The sequence below is a fragment of the Frankia sp. CoWAU3 genome, assembly GCF_977971855.1.
Genome location: NZ_CDWWXB010000008.1, coordinates 29,194 through 30,374, shown reverse-complemented (window position 1 = coordinate 30,374; position 1,181 = coordinate 29,194). Strand labels below are relative to the sequence as shown.

1 protein-coding gene is annotated in these 1,181 nt (G+C 66.8%); it reads right to left on the bottom strand.

Going from position 1 to position 1,181, the window contains the following annotated elements:
- Positions 1 to 6: 6 nt before the first annotated feature.
- A partial coding sequence (gene glgB, locus AC08ON_RS02010) for a 1,4-alpha-glucan branching enzyme (RefSeq protein ID WP_476616352.1) occupies positions 7 to 1,181 on the bottom strand: 1,175 nt, incomplete at its 5' end.

The following is a 1,181-nucleotide window of genomic DNA, read 5'->3' as shown; positions in this document are numbered from 1 at the left end:
AAGGCACTAGGCGGGGGAGAGCCAGATGGCCCCGAGAGGCGGCAGCGTCAGGGTTGCCGAGGCGTCGAGACCGTGATGCGGCTCCTCGACAGCCTGGACCGAGCCGAGATTGCCGATGTTGCCGCCGCCGTAGCGGTACCCGTCGGTGTTGAGTATCTCGCGCCAGCGGCCGGGGAACGGCAGCCCGATGCGGTAGCCTTCGTGCCCGATGCCGGCGAAGTTGGTGACGCAGGCCAGCACGCCGCCCGCCGGGTCCTCGCCCGACCACCGCAGGAACGAGAAGACGTTGTTCTCCGCGTCGTTCGCGTCGATCCAGGAGAAGCCCGCCGGGTCGGCGTCGTGTTGGTACAGGGCCGGGACCGTCCGGTAGAGACCGTTCAGGTCGCGCACGAGGTCCGCGACACCGGCGTGGGCGGGATCGTCCAGCAGGGGCCATTCGAGGGACGCGGACTCGTTCCACTCGTTGTCCTGGGCGAACTCGCAGCCCATGAAGAGCAGCTTCTTACCGGGATGCGCCCACATGTAGGCGAGCAGCGCCCGCAGGTTCGCGAGCTGTGCCCAGCGGTCGCCGGGCATCTTGCGTAGCAGCGAATCTTTGCCGTGGACCACCTCGTCGTGGCTGAACGGCAGGATGAAGTTCTCCGAGTAGGCGTACACCATCGAAAAGGTCATCTGATGGTGGTGGTACATGCGGTGGATCGGCAGCCGGGAGTTGTAGTCAAGGGTGTCGTGCATCCACCCCATGTTCCATTTGAAGCCGAAGCCCAAGCCGCCGAGGTGGGTGGGGCGGGTGACCCCGGGCCACGCGGTCGACTCCTCCGCGATCATCATTGCGCCCGGGAAACGGCGGTAGACGGTGGCGTTGGTCTCCTGCAGGAACGAGACGGCATCGAGGTTTTCCCGGCCGCCGTGGATGTTGGGCAGCCAGCCGCCCTCCGGCCGGGAGTAGTCGAGGTACAGCATCGAGGCGACCGCGTCGACGCGTAGCCCGTCGATGTGGAATTCCTCGAACCAGTACAGGGCGTTTGCCACGAGGAAGTTGCGTACCTCGGGGCGGCCCAGATCGAAGACGTAGGTACCCCAGTCGGGCTGTTCACCGCGGCGTGGATCGGGATGTTCGTACAGGGGGGTGCCGTCGAAGCGGCCCAGCGCCCAGGTGTCCCGGGGGAAGTGCGCCGGCA